The 19,119-nt window shown below is 42.6% G+C and carries 14 protein-coding genes (1 of these 14 only partly in view); 11 read left to right on the top strand and 3 right to left on the bottom strand.

Going from position 1 to position 19,119, the window contains the following annotated elements; genetic code table 11:
* Window positions 1-290 precede the first annotated feature (290 nt).
* From AC075L_RS00130 to AC075L_RS00095, 8 genes are all read left to right on the top strand, one after another.
* Complete coding sequence (locus tag AC075L_RS00130; RefSeq protein WP_320055381.1) at window positions 291-2,024, top strand: polysaccharide deacetylase family protein; 1,734 nt, start codon at window positions 291-293, stop codon at window positions 2,022-2,024.
* Between the two features lie 36 nt (window positions 2,025-2,060).
* Entirely contained in the window at window positions 2,061-3,515 is a 1,455-nt protein-coding gene (locus AC075L_RS00125; RefSeq protein ID WP_055060426.1) for a polysaccharide deacetylase family protein, read from the top strand.
* A gap of 18 nt (window positions 3,516-3,533) precedes the next feature.
* Window positions 3,534-4,814 carry a trigger factor gene (tig, locus tag AC075L_RS00120; RefSeq protein ID WP_182437417.1) on the top strand — a complete coding sequence of 427 codons (1,281 nt, stop codon included), beginning with the start codon at window positions 3,534-3,536 and terminating at the stop codon, window positions 4,812-4,814.
* Between the two features lie 116 nt (window positions 4,815-4,930).
* Window positions 4,931-6,283, top strand: coding sequence for a polysaccharide deacetylase family protein (locus AC075L_RS00115; RefSeq protein ID WP_118569741.1), 1,353 nt, complete (start codon window positions 4,931-4,933; stop codon window positions 6,281-6,283).
* A 413-nt stretch (window positions 6,284-6,696) separates the two neighbouring features.
* Complete coding sequence (glgB, locus tag AC075L_RS00110; protein ID WP_118569745.1) at window positions 6,697-8,583, top strand: 1,4-alpha-glucan branching protein GlgB; 1,887 nt, start codon at window positions 6,697-6,699, stop codon at window positions 8,581-8,583.
* A gap of 213 nt (window positions 8,584-8,796) precedes the next feature.
* Window positions 8,797-9,030, top strand: coding sequence for a hypothetical protein (locus AC075L_RS00105; protein ID WP_022379952.1), 234 nt, complete (start codon window positions 8,797-8,799; stop codon window positions 9,028-9,030).
* 336 nt (window positions 9,031-9,366) lie between these two features.
* Window positions 9,367-10,515 carry a CobW family GTP-binding protein gene (locus tag AC075L_RS00100; protein WP_118409593.1) on the top strand — a complete coding sequence of 383 codons (1,149 nt, stop codon included), beginning with the start codon at window positions 9,367-9,369 and terminating at the stop codon, window positions 10,513-10,515.
* 156 nt (window positions 10,516-10,671) lie between these two features.
* On the top strand, window positions 10,672-11,622 hold the full coding sequence (locus AC075L_RS00095; RefSeq protein ID WP_008707706.1) for a TIGR03943 family putative permease subunit: 951 nt from the start codon (window positions 10,672-10,674) through the stop codon (window positions 11,620-11,622).
* Here the strand turns inward: AC075L_RS00095 and AC075L_RS00090 are convergent.
* Window positions 11,615-11,719, bottom strand: a complete 105-nt coding sequence (locus AC075L_RS00090) for a DUF6783 domain-containing protein (RefSeq protein ID WP_420314528.1) — start codon at window positions 11,717-11,719, stop codon at window positions 11,615-11,617. The genes AC075L_RS00095 and AC075L_RS00090 overlap by 8 nt on opposite strands.
* 67 nt (window positions 11,720-11,786) lie before the next feature.
* Here AC075L_RS00090 and pth point away from each other — a divergent pair, with 67 nt between their 5' ends.
* From pth to AC075L_RS00075, 3 genes are all read left to right on the top strand, one after another.
* Window positions 11,787-12,368, top strand: a complete 582-nt coding sequence (gene pth, locus AC075L_RS00085) for an aminoacyl-tRNA hydrolase (RefSeq protein ID WP_008707705.1) — start codon at window positions 11,787-11,789, stop codon at window positions 12,366-12,368.
* Window positions 12,369-12,467: 99 nt separating this feature from the next.
* Window positions 12,468-15,788, top strand: coding sequence for a transcription-repair coupling factor (gene mfd, locus AC075L_RS00080; protein ID WP_118569738.1), 3,321 nt, complete (start codon window positions 12,468-12,470; stop codon window positions 15,786-15,788).
* Window positions 15,789-15,910: 122 nt separating this feature from the next.
* Window positions 15,911-17,152, top strand: a complete 1,242-nt coding sequence (locus AC075L_RS00075; RefSeq protein ID WP_243100087.1) for a peptidylprolyl isomerase — start codon at window positions 15,911-15,913, stop codon at window positions 17,150-17,152.
* Between the two features lie 188 nt (window positions 17,153-17,340).
* On the opposite strand, the gene AC075L_RS00070 is transcribed toward AC075L_RS00075, so the two are convergent.
* Both AC075L_RS00070 and AC075L_RS00065 read right to left on the bottom strand, forming a co-directional pair.
* Window positions 17,341-18,141: an HAD family hydrolase gene (locus AC075L_RS00070; protein ID WP_055058659.1), complete on the bottom strand. Its 801-nt coding sequence runs from the start codon at window positions 18,139-18,141 to the stop codon at window positions 17,341-17,343.
* Window positions 18,131-19,119, bottom strand: the 3' portion of a protein-coding gene (locus AC075L_RS00065; RefSeq protein ID WP_022379957.1) for a DUF4317 domain-containing protein. 208 nt of this gene lie beyond the right edge of the window; only the last 989 of its 1,197 coding nucleotides appear in the window; its start codon lies off the right edge, out of view; it ends in the stop codon at window positions 18,131-18,133. The genes AC075L_RS00070 and AC075L_RS00065 overlap by 11 nt, the downstream gene beginning before the upstream one ends.

Below are 19,119 nucleotides of genomic sequence, written 5' to 3'. Positions count from 1 at the left end.
ATAAAAATTATTTTATCATTAAATAAGGTAAAACGCAATTGCAAAAAAAGAATTAATGGATGGAAAGCGGTAGAAATTTACATTATGAAAGGTTATAATTGTAGAAAAACTGTAATGCGACAATATTTGCCGGAGCGAACAGTAGTGGGAAATATGCGGAACAGTTAAAGCCATTTTTACAGGATGGAATCATGATGTGTGGTTATAATATATGTAACGGGAATTGTGGAGTTATTTTGTGACAGAATAATTTGTGAGTAAAAAACGGATATGATAAAAAGGAGAAAAGCATGAGCGAATTAAAGCCCGACTCTGAGAAGAAAGAGGAGCGACTTTCAGATAAGGAAAAAGTAAATACAGAAAAGACAAATGCAGAAGAACTAAATGCAGAAGAACCAAATGCAGAAGAACTAAATGCAGAAGAACTAAATGCAGAAGAACCAAATGCAGAAAAACCAAATACAGAAGAGATAAACGAAGAACCTCCGGCAGCAAGCGAGGACGAAGATTTCTTTTTTGATGATAATAAAGCTTATGAAGCCCGTAGGGCAGCCAGACTGGAACGCCGCAATAAACTTCGCCGCAGAAAAAAAAGACTGCGTATCGCAGGCTGCATAGTGGTGGTGGCGGCCGCTGCAATTGGGATTGGAATAGGATTTTATGGGGAAGAACTGCAGAATTTTGTCAGTGAGCAGCAGGTTAAGATTGCGCAGATGGTGAAATCTGCAGACAGGAAAACAGAAGAAGAAAAAACAGCTCAGCAGACAAATGCAGAGGCAGAAGCTGAGAATGCGGTGACACCTGAAGTTCAGGATACGGATGGACTGAGTGAAGAGGACAAAACTCTTTACAGGCAGGCAAAGTATGCTGCAAAACAGTATGATTATGATAAAGCCATAAGTATGCTGCAAAACAGTGAGACTTATCAGACAAGTGAGAAGTTTCAGCATGCGGTTAAGGTTTATCAGAAAAAGAAGGAATCCTGCGTTTCCTGGCCGTTAGACCAGGTGACACACGTCTTTTATCATACTCTGATCAAAGATACCGGTAAGGCTTTTGACGGGGATTACAAGTCAGGAGATTACGATCAGGTTATGACAACGATTGATGAATTTAACCAGATTACTCAGAGTATGTATGATAAGGGATATGTCATGGTCAGCATTTATGATATGGCGACTGCGGATGAGAATGGGAATATGAATGCAGGGGAGATTCTCCTTCCTCCGGGTAAAGTACCGTTTGTGCTTTCGCAGGATGATGTGTGTTATTATCATTATATGGACGGGGACGGATTTGCAACCAAACTTATCGTAGATGAGGAAGGAAAAATCCGCAATGAATATGTGGAAGATGATGGCAGTATTTCTGTAGGCGATTATGATATGGTTCCTCTGATCGATCGTTTTGTAGAGGAACATCCTGATTTTTCTTACAGAGGTGCTAAAGGAATTGTTGCCCTTACCGGTTACAATGGAATTCTTGGTTATCGCACAGACAGCAGTTATGAAACCCGTCCGGATGATCTGGATGCAGATAAAGTAAAATGGCTGGATGAGCATCCGGATTTTAATCTGAATACAGAGAGAGAAAATGCAGCCAGAGTAGCGCAGGCTATGAAAGATGAAGGCTGGCTGTTTGCAAGCCACACATGGGGACATCAGAATGTAAGTCAGATCAGTTTGGAGAGATTACAGGCAGATACACAGAAGTTTAAAGAGAATGTTGATCCTCTGATAGGCGGAACAGATATTATTATTTTTGCATTTGGAGCAGATCTTACCAGTGTTGAAGATTATTCGGGGGAGAAGTTCGAATATCTTAAGAGCCAGGGCTATAATTATTACTGTAATGTGGATTCAAGCCAGTATTTTGTGCAGATCCGCAGTAATTATTTCCGGCAGGGAAGAAGAAATCTGGACGGATACAGAATGTACTATAATCCGGAACTTCTCTCAGATCTGTTTGATGCACAGTCTGTGTTTGATTCTTCCAGACCGGTGCCGGTTCCAACTATGGGGTGAGTATGATCTCTGTGCATAACTGAAAGGGGACAATATATGAGAAAAAGGATAGCATGTGTAACAGCAGCTATTTTGAGTATTTCGTTAGGAGTAAGCGGATGTGGGCTCATTCCGTTTGAACAGGATATTCCATTTCTGAGTTCCAGAGCTGAAAATGCGGAAACTGAGAAAAAAACAGAACAGCAGACAATTGATGAACAGGATGCTGATACAGAGAAAAGTACAGAAGATACACAGCAGGATGATGGTCTGAATGAGGGAGAGCAGACTGACAACGAAGATACAGAAGAGGCAGATGAGAAACAGGAAAATCCTATGGAGCAGGCAGCGCTTATGGCTGTACAGTATGATTATGATGGCGCCATAGAACTGCTTAAGAGTCAGCCGGATTACGAAAGTAATACGGATATGCAGAGTGCAGTTTCGGATTACGAAAATACGAAAGCCACCTGTACAGAATATCCGCTGGAGCAGATCACGCACGTGTTCTTCCATACACTGATCAAAGACACTGCCAGAGCATTTGACGGGGATTCAGACAGTAATGGATATAACCAGTATATGACAACAATTGATGAGTTTAACAAAATCATACAGAGTATGTATGATAAGGGATATGTCATGGTCAGTCCGCACGACATGGCGGTTATCAATGAGGACGGAACTATGTCCAGAGGCAGTATTATGCTGCCGCCGGGAAAAATTCCATTTGTGCTTTCTCAGGATGATGTAAGTTATTATCACTATATGGACGGAGATGGTTTCGCATCGAAACTTGTAGTGGATTCCAATGGTGAGGTTAAGAACGAATATATTGAGGATGACGGAAGTGTTTCCACAGGGGATTATGATATGGTTCCGCTGATCGATACTTTTGTAAAAGAACATCCGGATTTTTCCTATCATGGAAGAAAGGGAATCCTTGCAATGACAGGTTATGACGGTGTTCTGGGATATCGTACGGATATTGCATATAAGACCGGAAAAAAACTGCAGGATGATCAGAAAAAATTCCTGAAAGATCATCCGGATTTTAACTATAAGCAGGAAGTGAAAAATGCAAAAAAGGTAGCTAAGGCTATGAAGGCAGAAGGCTGGGAATTTGCAAGTCATACATGGGGACATAAGGATGTGGCTGCCACTTCTCTGGATGATCTGAAAAGAGATGATAAAAAATGGAAGAAATATGTGGCTCCCATACTTGGAGAAACAGATATGATCATTTTTGCATTTGGTGCGGATATCGGAAGCTGGGAAGGATATTCGGCAGACAATGAGAAATATGAGTTTTATAAGAGTCAGGGATACCGCTATTTCTGTAATGTAGATTCCAGTCAGTATTTTGTACAGATTACAGATGATTATTTTCGACAGGGAAGAAGAAATCTGGATGGATACAGAATGTATTATAATCCGGAAATGCTCAGTGATCTTTTTGATGTATCGGAAGTATGGGATTCTTCAAGACCAACTCCGGTACCTGGAATGTAGAAGGGAGTATTGATTATTATGAAGAAAAAAATATATCTTGCCATGCTTGCAGTTTGTTTTGCACTGACAGCATCTGCGTGTGGTGATGGCGGTGCTGTTATCACAGACGGTACAAAGACAGAAGGAGCTGCTGACGGGAAGAAAGCAGAGACAGGAACTACGCGGCTTGTTTCTGTTGAGAATGTAGAGAAATATATTACGATTGGAGAATATAAAGGACTGACTCTGGACAATACGGTAGATGCGATCACTGACGATGATGTACAGGCTCAGATCGATGAGAATCTGAAAGATAAGGCAGAACCTGTATCTGATGCAGCAAAAGAAGGGGATTTGGTGACTGTAAATTATACAGGCACTAAAGACGGACAGACTTTTGACGGTGGTACTGCCAATAATTATGACTTTGTGATCGGCGATGGACAGATGTTTGAGGAGTTTGAAAATGGTGTGATCGGGATGAAAAAGGGTGACACAAAAGAGATTAAAATTGATTTCCCGTCAGACTATGCAGACGAAACTCTGGCAGGTAAGGAAGTTATATACAAGGTTACGGTGCAGAACGTGCGGCGTGAAGGAGAACTTACAGATGAATGGGTTGCAAAGAACACAGATTATACAACAGTAGATGATTATCGTGAGAGTATTCGCAGTGAGCTTGAGAAAAACGCAAAGGAATCTGCGCAGGAGGTTCTTAAGAATACTGCATGGAGTACAGTGCTTGAGAACTCTGAGGTAAAAGAATACCCACAGGAAGATGTGGATAAGGCTGTTTCTGAATTTAAGAAGAGCATGGAAGTTTATGCAAAACAGGCAGACATGACTCTGGAAGAGTTTACAGACAGTCAGGGTATTTCGCAGGATGATTTTGATGAACAATGTCAGCAGTATGCAGAGGGTAAGGTTAAGCAGAACCTGATCGTGCAGGGGATTATGGATGCAGAGGGACTGTCACTTGACGACAAAGAGAGCCTTCAGCTGCAGGATAAACTGGTAGAACAGATGGGTGTTTCCAGTATTGCAGAGCTGGTTGGAACTTACGGACAGGATTATGTAGATGAATCAGTCGGACTTCTCAGAGTGGAGGAGTTCATTATAAAAAATGCGAGTGTGAGTGAGAAAGTCGCAAACGGTGATGTGCTGGCAGATGATGCAGATGCTGCGGCAGAAAATGCAGAACAGGACAGTGATCAGAATGTATCAAATGAAGATACTGATGATTCCGGACAGGACAATTCAGATGTAGATGAGAATCTGGAAGAGGAATTAGGTACGGAAGATGTTGATCAGAGTGAATAATTGGCATTGTATTTACCTGATAAATGAGTTATGATTATTGATAAAAGTGGATTACTCCGTACTGTGATGTACGCTGTCAGGGACTAATTAACAAAAAGAAGCGGGGAAAGGAAACCATGGATAAGAGGGTGTTGCGCGAAAGAATGCGCAGAAAAAAACGCCAGATGATGATCAGGCATTATACAAAGATCGGACTTTGTGTTATTGGCATGATTCTGGCGGTGGTGTTTGTGGTGAGAGGAATTATTATTCCGATCGCACATCATGTAGCCGGAGGCGGAAGCAGTGATCAGACTGTACAGGCTCAGGCAGATACAGAGGAAGTTCAGGCAAATTCCGATGCTGCGGTGAGACAGCCATTGAAAGGTAAATCAGATACAGATAAGGTTGCCGCGATGACAGCCGGATGGCATGAGGATGCTAACGGAAAGTGGTATCAGAATACAGATGGTACATATTTTTCAAATGGATTTCAGGATATAGATGGTGTTACCTATTCTTTTGACGAAAACGGATATATACAGACAGGATGGGTAGAAAAGGGAGTGAAGGATTATTACTTTAATGAAGACGGATCTTATGATCCGAGTAAGGTACGTCCTATGCTGGCACTGACTTTTGATGATGGTCCGGGAGAGTATACAGATGAACTGCTGGATTGTCTGGAACAGAATAATGCTCATGCAACATTCTTTATGCTTGGTCAGAATGTCAGTTCATATCCGGATGCGCCAAAACGTATGCTGGAACTTGGCTGTGAGATTGGAAGTCATTCCTGGGATCATACACAGTTGACGACAATTGATCTTGACGCAGTTGCAAAGCAGTTCTCTGATACAGATGATGCATTGATTCAGGCATGTGGCCAGGCTGCGAGTGTGGCACGTGCACCTTACGGGGACGGAAATTCAGATATTTATAATACTGTAAATAAGCCGTTCTTTATGTGGTCACTGGACACAGAAGACTGGAAACTTTTGGATGCAGATGCAGATTACAGTGCAGTAATGAATGGAGATCTGACAGATGGAACTATCATCCTGATGCATGATATTCATGAGCCATCTGTAAAGGCTGCTCTGAGACTGATACCGGATCTTATTGCACAGGGATATAAACTTGTAACGGTAAGTGAGATGGCAGAAGCCAAGAATGTGACCTTACAGAATGCATGTTATGTGGATTTCTGGCCGAGCACACTCAGTAATGGAGGTGTGCCGGGATATCAGGGCGGTTCTGATGCAGCAGCTTCCACAGACGGAACAGATGGTACATCTGATGCAAGTGCAGACTCTTCTGACGGAAGCACAGATTCCTCAGATGGAAGCGGGGATTATTCGGATGGAAGTTCAGACGATGGAAGTTATGATGATGGAAGTTCGGATGACGGAAGTTATGATGATGGAAGTTCAGATGATTCGGAAGATTACAGCGATGATTCTGTAGATTACGGAGATGGAACGGAATAAAAAACATATGCAATCCTGCAGTGTGGATCATACAGAAGAATTATGAATATACGAAAGAGCAAAGAAGAGAGCAATGGTACTTCTTTGCTCTTTATGTTTCTTACAAAAAACACATAAAATATATGAAAAAATTGTTAAATATACACATATTTTTAATTGACGTATGGAATGTCCGTTGGTATAATAAGGCTTATAGAATGACTAAAAGTCAGTTCGTATTCCTGATTGAACTTGCTGTAAGATAGTTACTGTTCATACGCCAAAATTCCATTGCCGCAGGCAATCTGGAATGAATTTTGGCTACGTTACTGAGAAGAGAGTGAACAGCAATGTAAGAGATTCTGTTACGGCATTATTTTATGGAATCAGTATCTGTAAAAAAGATAGAAACCGAAGTTAAGGGAGGACTCCAGATGGGTGTGAGTATGAAATTTACGGATTTGGATCAATATTTATTTGGACAGGGAACCAATTATGAAGTATATAAGAAACTGGGTGCCCATCCGACTACATACAGACGAAAAAAGGGTGTATATTTTGCGGTCTGGGCGCCGAATGCACAGTCTGTTTCTGTAATCGGTGAATTTAATGACTGGGAGGAAGAAGCAAACCCGATGGAGAAGGTTGGTCCGATCGGTGTTTATGAGGTATTTATTCCGGGGGCAAAGATCGGACAGCTGTATAAATTCTTTATCGTGGGTGCGCATGGAGAGAAGCTTTATAAGGCAGATCCCTATGCAAATGAAGCTGAACTCCGTCCGGGTACAGCCTCCAGGATCACAGATATCACAGACTATAAATGGAAGGATGCCACATGGATCAAGAACAGAGAGAAGTTTGATGAGCAGGTAGAGCCTATGGCAATCTATGAGGTTCATCCGGGTTCATGGAAGAAGCATCCGCAGTCAGAGGAAAATGAAAAAGGATTTTATAACTATAGAGAATTTGCACATGCCCTGGCAGCTTATGTGAAGGAAATGGGATATACCCATGTAGAGCTTATGGGAATCGCAGAGCATCCTTTTGACGGTTCCTGGGGATATCAGGTGACCGGATATTATGCACCGACTTCCAGATATGGAACGCCGCAGGATTTCAAGTATATGGTGGATTATTTACATCAGAATAAGATTGGAGTTATCCTTGACTGGGTACCTGCACATTTCCCGAAAGATGCCCATGGTCTTGCGAACTTTGACGGAACCGCAGTGTATGAGCACGCTGATCCGAGACAGGGAGAACATCCGGACTGGGGTACCAAGATTTATAATTACGGACGCCCGGAGGTTAAGAACTTTCTGATCGCAAATGCCCTTTACTGGGTGGAGGAGTGCCACGTAGACGGACTTCGTGTGGATGCTGTTGCTTCCATGCTTTATCTTGATTATGGTAAGAAGGATGGAGAATGGATCGCAAATAAATATGGCGGAAATCAGAATCTGGAGGCTATTGAATTCTTTAAGCATCTGAATACAGTAGTTCTTGGAAGGAATCATGGAACTGTGATGATCGCTGAGGAATCTACTGCATGGCCGATGGTTACAGGGGATGCAGAGAAGGACGGACTTGGTTTTAGTCTGAAGTGGAATATGGGATGGATGAATGACTTCCTGGAATATATGAAGCTGGATCCGTATTTCCGTAAATTTAATCATAATAAGATGACTTTCTCCATGTCATATGCATACAGTGAGAGATATGTATTAGTTCTTTCTCATGATGAGGTGGTTCATCTGAAATGCTCCATGCTTGAGAAGATGCCGGGAGAGTTACCGGACAAATTCAGGAATTTAAAGGCTGCCTATTCATTTATGAACTGCCATCCGGGTAAGAAGCTTCTGTTCATGGGACAGGAATTCGGACAGCTTCGTGAATGGAGTGAGGAGAGAGAACTTGACTGGTTCCTTCTGAATGAAGAGCCACACAAGGAACTTCAGAATTATGTGCATGATCTCCTGACTATTTATAAGAAATATCCGGCACTTTATGCCGGTGATAATAATCCGGAAGGATTTGAGTGGATCAATGCGGATGACGGGGACAGAAGTATTTTCAGCTTTGTGAGAAAGTCTCCTACAAAGAGAAACAATATTCTTTACATAGCTAACTTTACACCTGTTGACCGTCCGGATTACAGGGTTGGTGTTCCGAAGAAAAAACAGTACAAGCTGATTATGGACGAGAATGGACTTCTGGAGCAGCCAAAGACATTTAAGGCAGTGAAACAGGAATGTGATAACAGAGAGTTTTCCTTCGCATATCCGTTGCCGGCTTATGGGGTTGCGATTTTTACATATTAATTTTGAGGGATGATTTCAGGGTATATGTGAATATCTGAGAGAATTATTGTCAGGGGCATGTTATTTATTTGACAATATTGCAGGGTAAGCCCGATAATATATGAAAAATTCGTGAAATATAAATAATTGCTTTTGAAATTTATCTGCGTTATAATTATCGCGAACACAAGGAATAGAGAGAATAATGGTTTCCATGTTGAAAGGAGAATGAACATGAAAGTATCTAACATTAAAGACATCGATAAATTTTTTTCTGTAGTTGACAGTTGCGAAGGCAGAGTAGAATTAGTAACAGGCGAAGGTGACAGACTGAACCTTAAATCTAAATTATCCCAGTATGTATCTCTGGCAAACATTTTCTCAGGCGGAGAGATTCCGGAACTTGAGATCGTTGCTTATGAGAAAGACGATATTGATAAATTAATGAGCTTTATGATCAACGGTTGATCATTAGTGTATACAGGCGGGGGCATGATAGTGAATCATGCCCCTTTCTTTGATGTGAACAGGCAGGTTGTTCTGAAGGTATTGAACAGCTGCAGGATATCTGTAAACCAGGGGGCACAAGTGTTTCCTGGTCAAAATGCGTTGATGGCAGACTTGAATACATTGGACATCTTATGTATAATGAGTACGTTACAGGCAAATATATAAACAGACAGATAATGATGGCAGTTCCAAAAGTTATTCTGTTTGTTCATAAAAATGGCAGAATATAAAAAATGACGGCTATATGGCAGTTATTCAGAAATATAAATTTTAACGAAGAGGAGAAATAAGACAATGGCAACTAAGATTGATATTATTTCCGGTTTCCTTGGAGCCGGTAAAACTACATTGATTAAGAAACTTCTGAAAGAGGCTTATGCAGATGAGCAGGTTGTACTGATCGAGAACGAATTTGGTGAGATTGGTATTGACGGTGGTTTCCTGAAGGAAGCGGGAATTCAGATCCGCGAAATGAATTCCGGATGTATCTGCTGTTCATTAGTGGGAGATTTCGGCACTTCTCTGAAAGAGGTTGTGGACAAATATCATCCGGACAGAATCCTGATCGAGCCATCAGGTGTTGGTAAACTTTCAGATGTTATCAAGGCAGTACAGGGTGTTCAGGGAGATGTGGATATCGTTCTGAACAGCTATACAACTGTAGTTGATGCAAAGAAGTGCAAAATGTATATGAGAAACTTTGGTGAGTTCTTTGATAATCAGGTTGAATATGCAGGTGCGATCATCATGAGCCGTACAGATATCATTGATGAAAAGAAAGCACAGCAGGCAATGGAACTTCTTCGTGGAATTAATGCGAAAGCTGCTATCATCACCACTCCGATTGAGAAACTGGACGGAAAGAAAATCCTTGAGGTTATGGAGAAACCGGTATCTCTTGAGGAAGAACTGATGTCTGAGGAAGAGGTATGCCCGGAGTGCGGACATGTACATGAACATGGAGAGCATCATCATCACGATCACGACCATGATCATGAATGTGGCTGTGGACATGATCACGAAGAACATGAACATCATCACCATGACCACGACCATGAATGCGGCTGTGGACATGATCATGAGGAACATGAGCATCATCACCACGATCACGACCATGAATGCGGCTGCGGACATGATCATCATGATCATCACCATCATCACGCAGATGAGGTATTTACAAGCTGGGGACGTGAGACGATCAGGAAATACACAAGAGAAGGTCTTGAGAAGATGCTTGAGGCTCTTTCCGCTTCTGAAGATTACGGTATTATTCTTCGTGCAAAGGGAATGCTTCCTGCAGAAGACGGAACATGGATTTATTTTGACATGGTTCCGGAGGAAACAGAGATCCGTGAAGGTGCACCGGAATACACAGGCCGTCTCTGCGTGATCGGCTCTAAACTGAAAGAAGATAAACTTGCAGAATTATTCGGGCTTGCATAATGATCATGAGGAAGCAGCGATTTATGGCAATCCTCTAAAATACTGCATTTGGATTTAGCTCATCGGAGCATGAAATCCTGTGTCATAGATGCGAGACTGAACGATTTCGGCAGATAATAACAGAATCAGAATAAAGATAAAGGAATAAATTATATGATGGATGATATCAGAGTTCCCATTTATTTGGTTACGGGATTCCTGGAAAGCGGAAAGACTACTTTCCTGGATTTTACATTGCAGCAGGAGTATTTTGCCATTGACGGCAAAACTCTGTTGATCCTTTGCGAAGAAGGCGAAGAAGAATATGATATGGATAAACTGAAACTTACAAACACAGTTGTGGAAGTGATCGAGGATGAAGAAGATCTGACACCACAGCGTCTGGCTGCCATGGATATCATCCATCAGCCGGAGCGTGTTGTGATCGAGTACAACGGAATGTGGCTTGTAAGTAAGTTTGAGCAGATGGAGCTTCCGGAAGGCTGGGGCATTGAGCAGGAGATTACCTGTGTGGATGCAACTACTTATCAGGTTTATATGGCAAACATGAAATCTCTGTTCATGGATATGATCAGAAATACAGATATGGTTGTATTTAACCGCTGTAAAGAGGGAGATCCGCTTCCTGCATACAGACGAGGGATTAAGGTTGCAAATCAGAGTGCAGAGGTTATCTTTGAAAATGAAGAGGGCGAGATGGATGACATTTTCCAGGATGAGATGCCGTTTGATATCAATGCACCGATCATTGAGATTCCACCGGAAGATTATGGTATCTGGTTTGTGGATGCCATGGATAATCCGGATAAATATGTAGACAAAATTGTCCGCTTTAAAGGACGTGTCATGAAACCACGTGGAATGGGAAGTAAATTCTTTGTTCCGGGACGTGTGGCAATGACCTGCTGCGCAGATGATACCACTTTCCTTGGATACGTGTGCAGAAGCGATTATGCACCGCATATCAAAGAGGGCAGCTGGGTAGAAGTAACAGCGAAGGTCGCATTTGAGAACCGTACAGAATATCAGGGTGAGGGCATTGTTCTTTATGCAAGTGATGTGAAAGAATGCGAGCCGCTTAAGGAAGAGATGGTATATTTTAATTAATTATCTTAGAGCGTGTCTGAAAAATCATTCCCGCAAGATGTGCGTCACAATTTGCAGGATTGGTTTTTTGAACACACTTTAGAGGATGTAAAAAAATAAATTTGACATCAGAACAGGTATGGTAATTCCGGAAAATGGTGTTAAATTAAGCAGGAGACACATATATGTATTTAGTAGTTGGCCTGGGAAATCCCGGGAAACAGTATGAAGCAACACGCCACAATATGGGATTTGATACCGTTGACCGTCTGGTAGAGGATTACAATGTCCCTCAGGGTGGTGTGAAATTTAATGCCATGTACGGTAAAACTATGATCGGCGGAGAGAAAGTGATTCTTATGAAGCCGCTTTCTTTTATGAACCTGAGTGGCGGTCCTGTTCGTGAGATGGCGAATTATTTTAAAATTGATCCGGAATCAGAGCTTATTGTTATTTATGATGATATTGATCTGGAGCCCGGGCAGCTTCGCATCCGCAAGCAGGGAAGTGCGGGTGGACATAACGGGATCAAAGATATTATCCGCCAGCTTGGCACAGAGAAATTTCTCCGTATCAAAGTAGGAGTTGGTGCAAAGCCGAAGGGATGGGATCTGGCAGATCATGTACTTGGCAGATTTTCCACAGAAGACAGGAAACTTGTGGATGAAGCAATAGCAAAGGCGGCAAAGGCTGTGGATATCATAATCTCACAGGGTACAGATGCAGCCATGAACGAATATAACAGAAAAGTACCTGTACAGAAATAAGCAGACAGGAAACAGATGATTGTTCAGCAAAAGGTATAGAAAGCGGTAACTGGAAACAGAAGCCGCTTTTATTACGTCGAAGGATCATGAGGGGTGAAGATGAAAGCATTTTTAACACCTCTGCAGGGGCTTGCAGAGTTTGAACAGATTAAAGAAAAAAGCAAAACGAATAAGGGAATCCTGCAGGTTTCGGGGTGTATGGAATCGCAGAAACCTCATCTGATGTACGGACTTTCCGGGATTGCACCTTATCGTCTGATCCTGGCGGAGGACGAACGCCGCGCCAGAGAAATTTATGAAGATTACAGATTTTATGACAGAAAAGTGTATTCTTATCCTGCGAAAGATCTTCTGTTCTTTCAGGCAGATATCCATGGAAATCTGCTGATACGTCAGAGGATGAAGGTCATTAAGGCGTTACTGGAAGAGAAAGAACTGACAGTTGTTACAAGTATTGACGGATGTATGGATTTTCTGGAATCTCTGGAAAAGATAAAAGAACAGCTGATTCATTACGAAAGTGACAGCGCCGTAGACACAGAACAGCTGAAGAACCAGCTGGTGGCTTTAGGTTACGAGCGGGTAGGACAGGTGGAAATGCCGGGGCAGTTCTCTGTGCGTGGCGGTATTGTGGATATTTACTGTCTCACTGAGGAAAATCCATGGAGAATCGAGCTTTGGGGAGATGAGATTGATTCTATCCGGAGTTTTGATCCGGAGAGTCAGCGTTCTCTGGAAAATCTGGAAGAACTTACGATCTATCCGGCGGTGGAGCATATAGGGGACAAGGATATGGTTTCCTTCCTGGATTATTTTCCGGAGGAAAGAACCATAATCTTTCTGGATGAACCAAACCGACTGACTGAGAAAGGCGGGGCTGTAGAAGAAGAGTACAGACAGAGCCGTATGCACAGAGAGGAAAAAGGCAGCCGGAATCTGCCGGAAAACTGGCTTTGTTCTTTTGAACAGCTTCAAAAAGAACTGAATAAACGCAATTGTATTTCTGTATGTGCGCTGGAACCGAAACAGGCAGGCTGGAAAGTGCGGGAGAAATTTTACCTGGAGGTAAAATCAATCAGCGCTTATAACAACAGTTTTGAACTTCTGGTAAAAGATCTTCATCAGTATAAGAAACAGGGATACAGGATCGCGTTGCTTTCCGGTTCCCGCACAAGGGCCGAGAGGCTGGCAAAGGATCTTCAGGAAGAGGGACTGGCAGCCTTTTATGGACAAGATTATGACAGGGAGATCTGTCCGGGCGAGATCATGGTGGTTTATGGCCATGCAAAGAAGGGCTTTGAATACCCGTTGATCAAGTTTGCGGTAATGACAGAATCTGACATTTTTGGACAGGAACAGAAGAAGAAAAAGAAGAAAAAAAATTACAGTGGAAGCCGTATTCAGGATTTTGCGGAGCTTTCTATCGGCGATTTTGTTGTCCATGAAAAGCATGGTCTTGGTATTTACCGAGGAATTGAAAAAGTTGAAGTAGACAGGATCGTTAAAGATTATATTAAAATTGAATACAGAGGCGGAAGCAATCTCTATATTCCTGCTACTCAGCTTGACTGTCTGCAGAAATATTCAGGGGCAGATGCTGCAAAGGCTCCGAAGCTGAACAAACTTGGTACTCAGGAGTGGAATAAAACAAAGAGCAAGGTTCGTGGGGCAGTTAAAAATATTGCAAAAGAATTGGTAGAGCTCTATGCAGTGCGTCAGGAAAAGGAAGGATATGTCTGTGGTCCTGATACTGTATGGCAGAGAGAATTTGAAGAAATGTTTCCATATGAAGAGACAGAGGATCAGCTCAGTGCTATTGAGGATGCCAAACGTGATATGGAGAGTACCAGGATTATGGACCGGCTTATCTGCGGGGATGTGGGATACGGCAAAACAGAAGTGGCGCTGCGTGCCGCATTTAAGGAAGTACAGGAGAGCAGACAGGTAGCTTATCTTGCACCTACAACGATCCTTGCGCAGCAGATTTATAATACCTTTGTGCAGAGGATGAAGGAATTTCCGGTACGTGTGGAACTGTTGTGCAGATTCCGGACCCCGGCACAACAGAAGAAGGCAATCGAAGATCTGAAAAAAGGTCAGGTGGATGTGATCATTGGAACGCACAGAATCCTTTCCAAAGACGTACAGTTCAAAAATCTTGGCCTGTTGATCGTTGATGAGGAACAGCGGTTTGGAGTTACGCATAAGGAAAAAATCAAGCAGTTAAAGAAGGATGTGGATGTCCTTACACTGACTGCAACGCCCATTCCCCGTACTCTTCATATGAGCCTGATCGGAATCCGGGATATGAGTGTCCTGGAGGAACCTCCTATGGACAGAATGCCGATCCAGACATATGTTATGGAATATGATGAAGAGACAGTCCGAGAGGCTATCAACAGGGAATTGCGCAGAGGCGGACAGGTTTATTATGTTTATAATCGAGTGACGGATATTGCAGATGTTGCCCTGCGTATTGCGAAGCTGGTGCCGGACGCAAGGGTGGATTTTGCTCATGGCCAGATGAGTGAGAGGGAACTGGAGAATGTGATGTATTCCTTTGTAAACGGGGATATTGATGTGCTGGTTTCCACCACGATCATTGAGACAGGGCTGGATATTTCCAATGTAAATACTATGATTATCCATGATTCAGACAGATACGGGCTTTCTCAGCTTTATCAGCTTCGGGGAAGGATCGGGCGTTCCAACAGAACTGCCTATGCGTTTCTGATGTACAGAAAGAATGTGATGCTGAAGGAGACGGCTGAGAAGCGTCTGGCTGCGATCCGCGAGTATACGGATCTGGGAAGCGGATTTAAGATTGCAATGAGAGATCTGGAACTTCGAGGTGCCGGAAATCTGCTGGGTGCGCAGCAACATGGACATATGAATGCGGTTGGATATGATCTTTATTGTAAGATGCTCAATGAAGCAGTGAAAGAGGCGAAGGGTATCCATACAATGGAGGATTTCGAGACATCAGTTGATCTGAATGTTGATGCGTATATTCCTGATTCCTACATCAGTAATGAATTTCAGAAGCTGGATATTTATAAAAGAATTGCGGGGATTGAGACACAACAGGATTATGATGATATGCTGGAAGAACTTCTGGACCGTTTCGGAGAACCCGGAAAGGCAGTGCTGAATCTTCTGGCGATTGCGAAGTTAAAGGCGATTGCTCATCAGGGGTACGTAACGGAAATAAAGCAGACTGGAAAAATAGTCCGGTTTACCCTTTATGAGAAAGCAAGGCTGAATACAGAAGGCTTTCCGGCTCTTATGCAGAAATACAGAAGAGGTCTGCAGTTTAAGAATGAGCAGGAACCGAAATTTATCCTGGAACCACAGGGGAATCTGATCCTGGCATTGACGGAATTTGCAGAGGAACTTAAGAGCATGGCGGAAAATATGTGAAATATACTACATATTTTTCGATTTGCCTTGCCCTTCGCAGGAAAAAAGTTTATACTCTAATAACAGTACATTCTGGGAAAGTGGTATGGAAGAAAGACCAGATTGATAATATGGAGGAAGAAATGAAAAAAATGGTAAAGAGAACAGCCGTTGTGACACTGGCAGGTGTGATGTCAGTTGGTATGCTTTCCGGCTGTGGAAGTAAAACATTAGATGGAACAAAGACAGTGGCTACTGTTGACGGAACAGATATTCCGCTTGGAGTTGTAAGTCTTTATGCCCGCGAACAACAACAGCAGACAACAACCATGTATTTAAATTATATGGGAAGTGCAGATAATATCTGGGATCAGACAGCAGGTGATGATTCAGATGAGACTTATGGTGATCAGGCAGTGACAAGCAGTCTGGAGTCTGTTGAGAAGATGTATATTCTCAAAGAGAAGGCTGCGGATTATAACGTAGAGCTTACAGATGATGATGAAACAGCGATCGCAGATGCAGCATCACAGTTTATGGCTGCAAACAGTGAAGAGACAATTAAGGAACTTGCGGTAACGGAAGATCAGGTAAAAACACTTCTGGAGCTTCAGACAATTCAGAAGAAGATGTATGATCCGGTTGTAGCAGAAGGAAAGATCACAGTTTCTGATGATGAAGCGAATCAGACAACCTTCACTTATGTAAGTATCTCTACAAGCGGTGATGATATAACTGATGAGGAGAAAAAGACTAAGAAAGAACAGGCTCAGGAGATTCTGGATAAGATGAAAGAGGATCCTACAGCAGACATGAGTGAGATTGCCAAAGGTGTAGATGACAGTTATTCTGCAGTACAGGGTAATTTTACAACAAAAGAGAGCGAAGACGAGGATGAAGATTCCGGCAGCGAGGCATATCCGGATGAGGTTCTGAAGGTTCTGAGAGGACTGAAAGACGGAGAAGTTGCAGACAATATTATTGAGACTGACACAGGATATTATGTAGTAAGACTTGACAAGATCAATGATGAAGATGCCACAGCTTCCAAGCGAGAATCTCTTCAGAATTCCAAAGAAAGTACCTATTTTACAGATACAACTGCTAAATGGCTGGATGAGGCAGATGTAAAGGCGGTTAAGAAAGTCCTTAAGACACTTAAGATCACTGACAAACATACCTTCATGGCGCCGACTCCTACTCCGGTTCCGGAAACACCGACACCTGAAGTGACAGAAGAGGCAACTCCAACACCGGAAACAGAGGAAGTTACAGAAACACCTGCAGCAGAAGATACAGATGTGACTGAGACACCTGCGGCAGAGGAAGAAGCAGCAGAAACTACTGAAACACCGGAAGCAACACCGACAGAAGCAGCTAAATAAGAAAATCCGAACTGTCAGTAGCTTGCTGATAGGAATTGAGTATTGTAAATTAAAACAGCTATGATGAAAACCTGAGTGTTTTCACATAGCTGTTTTTAAGTTTAAATAAATCCGAAATCATTCTCCTAAATATGCAAAAATAACACAGATAAATAGAGATATGATAATACGTTATTTTGTATGTTCTGCTAAATGAGATGGAAATGCTTCAAAGCATTGGCAATTCCGTTGTCCTCTATATCGGTTGTCTGGTAAGTGCAGTGAGGCAGGATCAGGGGATCCGAGTCGCCCATTGCGATGCTGTTTCCGGCGAACTGCAGCATAAGAAGATCGTTCGTGCTGTCGCCGAATGCATAGGTGTCTTTGACCGGAACCCCAAGGCGGTCTGCCAGAAACCGGATTCCGGTTGCTTTGCTGAGATTTTTCTGAGTCAGTTCCCATGCCTTGTCTTCATGTATGAAACACAGAAAATGTTCATCTGCAAATTTGCGGAAAGTTTCCATATCAGAATCAGCAGACGGAAAAGCCAGAAACTTGTCAAATGTAAAATGGTTGTATGTTTCGGGCGGGTAGAGAGCCAGATCTTCTACTATAACTTCTGCTTTCAGCTTCTGAACAGTTTCAGGAACAGCACATGAACTGCTGTCATATAAAATCTTATCCGGGCGTTCAAAAAACGCAGGAATTCTGCATTCCCGCAGTAATTCTGTTGTTTTACGGCAAAGCGGATTTGGAATAGAACTGGAAAACAAAAGCTCTTCATTCATATAAATCTGGCTGCCGCATCCGCATACATAGCCGTCGAATCCCATTTCTTTAATGATTTCCGGAATCATTGTATAGGTACGTCCGGAATTGATGAAAAGGAGATGACCATTATAGCGGGCTTCTTTTAAAGCCTGTTTCGCACTGTCCGGAACTGTCCATGGGTAAGGGGTTAACAGGGTTTTGTCAATGTCAAAAAATAAGAGTTTACGATTATTCTCCATCAGATGTCTCCTCTGTCTCAGTATCTGTATTGTCATAAAATTCGTCATCAGAAGGATTTTCATTTCCTGTATGTACGCGGATTCCGTTCAGTTCAACTTCGCCTTCCATTGGAATCACAAGGCACTTGCGTCCGTCAATTACGCGTGTTTCCACAAGATCGGCACGTTCAGGATCTACGTGGACTACAACATCCGGGGTTTTGATCTCGAATCTTTTTGTATTGGTGATGTTGGAAGCAACCAGAGAGGATTTTTCCCCGGCTGTGATCTCGTATTGTTCATCAAATGACTGTAGTTTTTCATCTTCTACGCCGCATTCTTCAAAGAGGCGTTTTACCTCAGATTTGGTCAGAACTACAGGTTCCGGCTCATCCTTCTGTGATTCGATCAGGTCGTTTAATTTCTCGTGAATGCTTAATACAGTGTCATATCTGCAGTCGTCGCCCAGAGTATCTTCAACCAGTGCGTTAAAGGAATCACGCTGTCCTCCTGCAGAAAGAGGTGCTGTACATCCAAGCAGTTCATCGATAAAAATATCCCGAAGCTCGTTTGCATTTTTACTATAATAAAGGACACCATGGATGTCAGTGCTGCGGTCGTTAAACTGCGGGAAAAGGAAAGCAACATCCGGAAGTTCCACGATCCAGTCGCGGATACGGTCCTGAATGCTGTTGGTTTCGGCATTGTAGCAAAGACCTGCCTTAGAGAGTTTTACAGGACAGATACAGCACATGATGTGCTCATAAATCTCATCAGATGCATCAAACATTTCTGCACCGTCGGAAGATTTTCCGGGGATATCATATACTCCATGGATCAGGATGATGTAGTAGTTTTCGGGATAATCATAGTTTTCAATGATCTTATCGTAGAAACTTTCTACCAGTGCATCATCGGTCAGTTTGCTTTCTCTCAGTTTCATAAGAAAATGTTGAGTTCCACCCTCAGTTTCCTGCTCGAGAGGAAATTCCATGTTCA

This window comes from Blautia sp. ZXY-1-B12, from assembly GCF_056339915.1.
Note: the sequence above shows the minus strand (reverse complement) of the source record. Positions and strands in the feature narration are given on the sequence as shown.

What these genes read in the sequence shown, in the direction of transcription:
- AC075L_RS00100 (WP_118409593.1), top strand. Translation starts at nt 9,367, where the DNA reads ATGGCAACTAAGATTGATATTATTTCCGGTTTCCTTGGAGCCGGTAAA.
- AC075L_RS00075 (WP_243100087.1), top strand. Translation starts at nt 15,911, where the DNA reads ATGAAAAAAATGGTAAAGAGAACAGCCGTTGTGACACTGGCAGGTGTG.
- tig (WP_182437417.1), top strand. Translation starts at nt 3,534, where the DNA reads ATGAAGAAAAAAATATATCTTGCCATGCTTGCAGTTTGTTTTGCACTG.
- glgB (WP_118569745.1), top strand. Translation starts at nt 6,697, where the DNA reads ATGGGTGTGAGTATGAAATTTACGGATTTGGATCAATATTTATTTGGA.
- AC075L_RS00105 (WP_022379952.1), top strand. Translation starts at nt 8,797, where the DNA reads ATGAAAGTATCTAACATTAAAGACATCGATAAATTTTTTTCTGTAGTT.
- AC075L_RS00115 (WP_118569741.1), top strand. Translation starts at nt 4,931, where the DNA reads ATGGATAAGAGGGTGTTGCGCGAAAGAATGCGCAGAAAAAAACGCCAG.
- pth (WP_008707705.1), top strand. Translation starts at nt 11,787, where the DNA reads ATGTATTTAGTAGTTGGCCTGGGAAATCCCGGGAAACAGTATGAAGCA.
- AC075L_RS00130 (WP_320055381.1), top strand. Translation starts at nt 291, where the DNA reads ATGAGCGAATTAAAGCCCGACTCTGAGAAGAAAGAGGAGCGACTTTCA.
- AC075L_RS00125 (WP_055060426.1), top strand. Translation starts at nt 2,061, where the DNA reads ATGAGAAAAAGGATAGCATGTGTAACAGCAGCTATTTTGAGTATTTCG.
- AC075L_RS00095 (WP_008707706.1), top strand. Translation starts at nt 10,672, where the DNA reads ATGGATGATATCAGAGTTCCCATTTATTTGGTTACGGGATTCCTGGAA.
- AC075L_RS00070 (WP_055058659.1), bottom strand. Translation starts at nt 18,141, where the DNA reads ATGGAGAATAATCGTAAACTCTTATTTTTTGACATTGACAAAACCCTG.
- mfd (WP_118569738.1), top strand. Translation starts at nt 12,468, where the DNA reads ATGAAAGCATTTTTAACACCTCTGCAGGGGCTTGCAGAGTTTGAACAG.